Genomic DNA, 6,644 nt, shown 5'->3' on the forward strand with positions numbered 1-6,644 from the left:
GGGTGCGCGCCGAGCTGGGCATCTCCGGAGGCGATCCAGAGAATCTCAGTGGGATGCTGCGAACCGAATACCAAGGCTGCCGCTACTCACTGGGCTACCCCGCGTGCCCAGATCTCGAGGACCGGGCCAAGATCGCCGACCTGCTGGAATCCGGGCGCATCGGTGTCGAGCTGTCGGAGGAGTTCCAGCTGCACCCCGAACAGTCCACCGACGCCATCGTCCTCCACCACCCCGAAGCCACGTACTTCAACGCAGGAGGTCGGGCTTGACCGTTCTAAGAGACGCGCTCACGAGCGGAGAGTTGTCCTTCTCGTTCGAATTCTTTCCTCCTAAAACAGACGCTGGCGTGGCACAGTTCTGGAGGTCCATTCGCCGCATAGAACCGTTCTCACCCACGTTCGTGTCTGTCACATATGGGGCAGGCGGATCCTCCAGGGACCGGACAGTTCAGATAACCAAGCAGATCGCCACGCAAACGACCCTTCGTCCCGTGGCACATCTTACCGCTGTTGGTCATTCCGTATCCGAAATCCGGCGAATCCTTGGTCAATACGCCGATGCAGGGGTGCGAGATGTGCTCGCTTTGCGGGGTGACCCGCCTGGCGATCCCCGTGGACCATGGATTCAGCACCCGGAGGGTCTAGAATTCGCGCGTGAATTGGTAAAACTGATCAGAAAATCCGGAGACTTCAGCGTCGGGGTAGCCGCATTCCCCGAGCGGCACCCCCGCTCGACCGACTGGGATAGCGATATCCGGAACTTTATTGCAAAATGTCGAGCTGGTGCCGACTATGCCATTACGCAGATGTTTTTCAACGTAGAGGACTATCTTCGACTTCGCGACCGAGTCAGCGCTGCAGGGTGCACAACTCCCATAATTCCAGAAATTATGCCTGCCACGGATTTTCGTCAGATCCGGCGTTTTGCGCAACTGAGCAATGCTGTCTTTCCCAATGGTCTGGCGCGAAGGCTCGAAAATGCACGGCAGGATCCGGAAGAAGGACATCGTATAGGCGTCGATCATGCCACGACCATGGCGAGTAGACTACTCGATGAGGGGGCGCCCGGGTTGCACTACATAACTCTCAATCGATCAAGCGCCGCGTTCGAGATTCATCAGAACGTGCGAGGGACATTATCGCCGCAGAGAGAACGCATATTCGCTGATCTCGCTGACTGAACGTCAAACCGCGCCGATCAACGTGATGCCGTCTTCCGACTCCCGGTGTCCGATCAGTCCTGTGGGCCACATTCCCAAGTCGGAAGTATGGCTGGAATGTCGGCATCCCGCTTGTTGGAGTGGAGGGTCGAATGGCCAGTCGCGAACGCTCAGATGGATCTCGCCCTCCCTTTCCGGAAGCCCAGTTTTGGGGTTCAATAGCGATACCTCGTGCCCGAGCGTATCGTTTCCTACTGTCGAACCAGGGAGGACTCCGCACCCAACAGCGGTTTTCCTGTGGCGAATTCCCCATCGGATATTTCGGGTCAGTGACGAATCGTGATTCTTCAGCGCCCACAGGGATGTCGCCGTGTCGCTGCTAAACACATCAACATCGGCACGCGAGGCGATTTCTTGCAGGAATGTAGATTCATTGAGATTCCGAGCCTGCACATATAGGTGGGTTACTTCGACCTTCTCCTCCAGGTTGGTGAAAGCGCTTCCGGACGTGTTGACTTGAGGGAGGACGAACGTACTGGCTTCGGCGGCCAGGGGCGCAAGGACGTTGAGGAAGACATGCTCAAGTGAACCAAGTGGCGCTGCTGCTAATAAATTATCCCCAGAGGAAAGCCCTGAAAAATGCAGGTCTGCCAGTATACCCACAGTGCAGGTGTATTGAGAATGTAGCCGCCCTTGAAGAGAACCTTCGTTTTTCTCGGAGTCTGCTAAAAGCTCGAGAAAATAAGGTGCTGCTGAATCTAGTTCGCTTTGAAGGGGGGCTCGGTGTGTGCTCGAATAGCAATCCTCGTATGTGGACCATCCGGTCACGGAGCCACCAACAGTTACGCCGGTCCAAGTCCTTCCTCTAGGGATACTTTCAGCTATTTCCGGTGGAGTGATCATCATGGTCGCCCCGGCGAAGGCCAACCTATCGAGCAGTCCTGCTCTACTCATGGTGGGCGTTGCTGGGGCTACTACGGCACCGAGTTTCAATGCAGCCAAATGCAATTCCCATAGCGGTGTGCAATTGTCAAGAGCGATTAACATTCGCGTGCCCCGACCGACGCCTTGACGTAAAAGCCAGCTTGCGGCTTGGTCGGATCTATCCTTGAGTTGACCGTAGGTCAAGGTGTGAATTTTCCCGGAGTCATCAATCCAGTTCAACGCGGGCTTCTTGCTATCTGAGGCAATATGATCAAACCAATCGGTGGCCCAATTGAATCTTCGTAGATTCGGCCATCGAAATTCGCGAAGAGGTTCGCGTTCGGTTCTGCAAGTAGATAATAGATCTCGTGATTTTTGAAAGAGGATAGTTGAGTCTTTCATTTTGCGACCACGACGCTTTCTTTCCGTGAATGGCGACAATTCGAGCAATCTACTCATGGTAGGTGGGGAGCGACTTGCTTTGCTGGGCGTTCAATGGCTTGTCGTGTGTGTCCATCGTCTCAGTTTCACTGGTTCTCTTTGGGGAAGCCGTAATTAGTTACACGGGAAATTGATGGATTCTTGCGAAATTAGAGAATATTTGATCAAGTTACAACTTAAATCGTGTAAAGTGTTGAGGTTCTGGAAATGGCCCACTGCTTAGCGTTTGGGTTTTGGGGAGCAGTGTGGTTGGATTAAGTTATATTTGTATGTATTTATCGGATTCGCTCATCGCGATCTGTCAAGATGGGAGAGGTTCCGCGAGGCTGACGGTGGGCCGCCGACAACCTGGCGCGAGTAGGAGTCCAGGACGCCCGCGCCATACGCCTTGCCTCGGTCGACCAGGTAGGCAGCTGTGGACGTGTGGTGCCGCGGTTGCCGGGCGGTCCGTTGAGGTCAGGGCGCTACATGAGGAGTATGGCGGTGCTGTGCTGACAGAGATGCCGTCGCCATCTGCACTGGACCTGCCCTCGCCGGCCATTACCGCGACTTCCTCGAAGCGTCTGTTGGGGCAACATTTGCCTGTCGGCTCCGCTACTCGGCGACGGATCGCCGGTTCCATCTCCGGTTCGCCGTTCTGACATCCATCAGTGAGCTGTTTCCAACCTCAGTTTGAGCAGGTCAGGTGCAGGGTGAGGACGGCCTGAACGAGGCTGGTGATGCGGGTGGTGGAGCATCGCAGCTTGCGCAGGAGCCGCCAGGTCTTGAGGGTGGCCATGGCCTGCTCGACGAGCGCGCGGATCTTCGCGTGCGAGCGGTTGACGGCCTGCTGTCCTGCGGAGAGCGTCTCCCAGCGACCCCAGTAGGGCAGCCGTATGGTGCCGCCGGCGCCCCGGTAGCCCTTGTCGCCCCAGCACTCAACGCCAGCTTCGGCCAGGGCGTCGATGATGCCGTGGGTTCGCGCGGCCTTGATGTCGTGGACCGCTCCGGGCAGTGCGGGCGAGACCCACAGCAGCCGCCCCGCTGGATCGGTGATGACCTGCACGTTCATGCCGTGCTTCTTATGCTTTCCGGAGTAGAAGGGCCGGTCGGCCGCTATCCGGTCGATCGGCAGCAGCGTGCCGTCCAGGATCACGAATGCCTTGGTGGAGGCGGTGCGTGCAGCAGTCCGCAGGTCGGGAGCCAGTGCGGCGAGGACTTCGACGGCCTCGGCCACGTACCGGTACACCGTCGCGATCCCGACTTCGAATCCGGCGGCGAGGCGGGCGTAGGTGTCACCGCAGCGCAGATGCGCCAGGACCAGCAGCGCTTGGCGCCCTGCGGGCAGACGACGCCACCGGGTGCCCTTCTCTCGATGCCGCGTGCCCAGCTCGCGGGCGAGAAATCGCAGGGTCGAGGTGGACAGATCGATCCCCGATGGGTAGACAAGCACGCGGAAGCTCCTGGCTGGACAGTTGATCTCGACAATCACCCGTCTACCAGGAGCTTCTCTACGTCTCAGCACCGCCCCTCACGCCAACTCCCGTCACACGAAGCCAGGTTGGAAACAGCTCAGTGAGCCCTCAGTGAGCCGTTTCAGCGTTGCCGCTCCAGGGGTGAGGACGGCTGCGGCGATTGACGTCATTCGATTCGGGCTGCATCGGGACCTGCGGAAGATCCGCCAGGACTTCAGGCGGGCCACGCCGCGTTCCACTGGCGCTCGTGTTCGGGCGAGGGCACGGTTGATCGTGCGCTGGGTGGGGTCCAGGTCCCGGCCGGGTGGGCGTTTGCGGCCGGTCGTCACCCATGGGCCGGCGCCCTGGTAGGCCCGGTCGGCGAGCACGGGGACGCCCTGGCGCTCGCAGATCGGATGATGCGGTGGGTGCGGGCCGCGGTCAGATCGTGGGTTCGGCCCGGCAGCGCGGGCGAGAGCCACAGCAAATGCCCTCCCGGATCGGTCACCACCTGCGCGTTCACGCCGTGCCGGCGGTGCTTGTGGGAGTGGTCCGCACGTCGGTCGCCGATGCAGTCGCATTCGGCGAGGGTGCCGTCCAGTAGGACGTGGTCGGGGTCGGCCTCGCGCAAGGCCTTGAGGAATCCCGGCGCGCGGTCGGCGAGCAGGCCCGTGACCGCGGCGGTCACCCTCGCGAGTGACGATGAGCATCGTGACCCACTCAACGAGCGCATGAGGCAGGTCGAGTGCGGCAGGATAGAGAACCAACAGGACTCCTGTGCCGGTGAGTTGAGACTTCGAACACCTCCCTCAACGGCACGGGAGCCTTGTGCGTTGCGGGCACCGGCCCCGTCACCCGATCAGTGGCCAAGCTGAAAGAGCTCAGTGTTGGGCCTGGTCGTTGCTGGTCGGCCGGAGCGGCCGTCCGGTGTCGACGAGACGCTGACGGTGCCCGATACGAATCGCCTGTTCGCTGACTGTGGGCTCTGCGCGATCCGCCGCATCGCTAGTGCTTTGACCGGAAACGCTCACCGGGTGGTGCTAACTGGGCTCACGCCGCTTGGATGTGACGACATGTCTGATCCGGGGAGACGCGATGGCAGGGCTGGTCAGGGTTCGCAGGCTGACTGAGCAGGAGGGGCAGAAGCTGCAGCGGATCGTGCGGCGGGGCAGCACCAGCACGGTGCGGTTCCGCAGGGCGATGATGTTGCTGGCCTCGGCGGGCGGGAGCACCGTCCCGGTGATCGCGAATCTCGTCCAAGCGGACGAGGACACCGTCCGGGATGTGATCCACCGCTTCAACGAGATCGGGCTGGCGTGTGGGCGGGAGGCCGTCCCCGCCTACTCAGCGATGACGACGAGGAGTTCGTCATCCAGACGGCCACCACCCGCCCCACCAAGCTCGGCAGGCCCTTCACCCGCTGGTCGATCCGCAAGCTCGCCGACCATCTGCGGCGCAATGTCGCCCGACCGATACGCATCGGCCGCGAGGCCCTGCGCTGCCTGCTCGCGCGCCGCGGCGTGACGTTCCAGCGGACCAAGACCTGGAAGGAATCCAGCGACCCGGACTTCGACGCCAAGCTGGACCGGATCGAGTACGCGCTGACCGAGCGCCCCGACCGCACCTTCGCCTTCGACGAGTTCGGGCCGCTCGGCATCCGCCCCACCGCCGGGTCCTGCTGGGCGAAGGAGGGCAGGCCGGACCGGTTGCCGGCGACCTTCCACCGCACCCACGGGGTCACCTACTTCCACGGCTGCTACTCGGTCGGCGACGACAGCCTGTGGGGTGTCAACCGCCGCCACAAAGGCACCGCCCCGTCCCTGGCCGCGCTGCAATCGATCCGGGCCGCCCGACCGGACGGTGCCCCGATCTACGTGATCCTGGACAACCTGTCCGCCCACAAGGGCAGCAAGATCCGCCGGTGGGCCCGGAAGAACAAGGTCGAGCTATGCTTCACGCCGACCAACGCCTCCTGGGCGAACCCCATCGAGGCGCACTTCGGGCCGCTGCGGCAGTTCACCCTGGCCAACTCGAACCACCCCAACCACACCGTGCAGACAAGGGAGCTGCAGCGCTACCTGCGCTGGCGCAACCAGAACGCCCGCCACCCCTCCGTCCTGGCCGCCCAACGTCGCGAACGTGCCCGTGTCCGCAGTGAGAGGGGCATACGGTGGGGCGGTCGACCACTGGCTGCAGCGGCCTGAAGATCCCCGCCACGGCGCTCTACTCGGCCGTCTCCTCGGGGGAGCGACGGGTGATCTTCTTACCCGCTTCGGTCTCCACCAGGGTCACTGCACCGATCCAGTTGCCGTCATCCGGGTACTCCCAGTTGGCCGCGTCCTCCAGGACCGCCGGAAGCTGATCACGAGGCACCAGTTCCCCGGGCTGGAGGCCCTGCTCCCCGGACGGGGACGTCCACGGCGCGACTCGACGAACCTCGATCCATCCACGATCGATGAGAGTGAGCAAGATCCCTGCCAGCTCCTTCACGGGCCGGGACTGATCGGCATCGTCGAGATCTCCCCAGACACCACCAGGATGTCGATCTCATACGAATTGACCATGAACGCTTCCTCGGACTTGGTCAACGCCTGCCACTCATGCTCGCTCATTCACCGATCATCGCAGGACACCCCGATGATCGTTTCCGGTCACGGCCCCCCACTAGGGTTGCGTCCTTGGAAGTG

At 61.7% G+C, this 6,644-nt stretch carries 6 protein-coding genes and 2 pseudogenes; 3 read left to right on the forward strand and 5 right to left on the reverse strand.

What is annotated here, in order from left to right:
* Both M1E25_RS25290 and metF read left to right on the forward strand, forming a co-directional pair.
* A partial coding sequence (locus M1E25_RS25290) for a vitamin B12 dependent-methionine synthase activation domain-containing protein (RefSeq protein ID WP_251419604.1) occupies positions 1-269 on the forward strand: 269 nt, incomplete at its 5' end.
* Positions 266-1,180, forward strand: coding sequence for a methylenetetrahydrofolate reductase [NAD(P)H] (gene metF / locus M1E25_RS25295; RefSeq protein ID WP_251419606.1), 915 nt, complete (start codon positions 266-268; stop codon positions 1,178-1,180). The genes M1E25_RS25290 and metF, both read left to right, overlap by 4 nt.
* Positions 1,181-1,183: 3 nt before the next feature.
* On the opposite strand, the gene M1E25_RS25300 is transcribed toward metF, so the two are convergent.
* From M1E25_RS25300 to M1E25_RS25310, 3 genes and pseudogenes are all read right to left on the reverse strand, one after another.
* Entirely contained in the window at positions 1,184-2,533 is a 1,350-nt protein-coding gene (locus M1E25_RS25300; RefSeq protein ID WP_251419608.1) for an AMP-binding protein, read from the reverse strand.
* Positions 2,534-3,191: 658 nt separating this feature from the next.
* Positions 3,192-3,956, reverse strand: coding sequence for a transposase family protein (locus tag M1E25_RS25305; protein ID WP_251419609.1), 765 nt, complete (start codon positions 3,954-3,956; stop codon positions 3,192-3,194).
* Between the two features lie 143 nt (positions 3,957-4,099).
* Positions 4,100-4,724: pseudogene (locus tag M1E25_RS25310) on the reverse strand (transposase family protein).
* A 328-nt stretch (positions 4,725-5,052) separates the two neighbouring features.
* On the opposite strand from M1E25_RS25310, the pseudogene M1E25_RS25315 reads away from it, so the two are divergent.
* Positions 5,053-6,161: pseudogene (locus M1E25_RS25315) on the forward strand (IS630 family transposase).
* 19 nt (positions 6,162-6,180) lie between these two features.
* Here M1E25_RS25315 and M1E25_RS25320 read toward each other — a convergent pair.
* Complete coding sequence (locus M1E25_RS25320) at positions 6,181-6,426, reverse strand: hypothetical protein (RefSeq protein ID WP_251419611.1); 246 nt, start codon at positions 6,424-6,426, stop codon at positions 6,181-6,183.
* A 17-nt stretch (positions 6,427-6,443) separates the two neighbouring features.
* Positions 6,444-6,569, reverse strand: a complete 126-nt coding sequence (locus tag M1E25_RS25725; RefSeq protein WP_285831226.1) for a hypothetical protein — start codon at positions 6,567-6,569, stop codon at positions 6,444-6,446.
* Positions 6,570-6,644 lie beyond the last annotated feature (75 nt).

Origin of the sequence: Streptomyces meridianus, from assembly GCF_023703325.1 — a bacterium.
GTDB lineage: Bacteria > Actinomycetota > Actinomycetes > Streptomycetales > Streptomycetaceae > Streptomyces > Streptomyces meridianus.

Excerpts from the sequence above, each read along its gene's own strand:
- M1E25_RS25725 (WP_285831226.1), bottom strand. The coding sequence starts at position 6,569 with ATGAGCGAGCATGAGTGGCAGGCGTTGACCAAGTCCGAGGAAGCGTTC.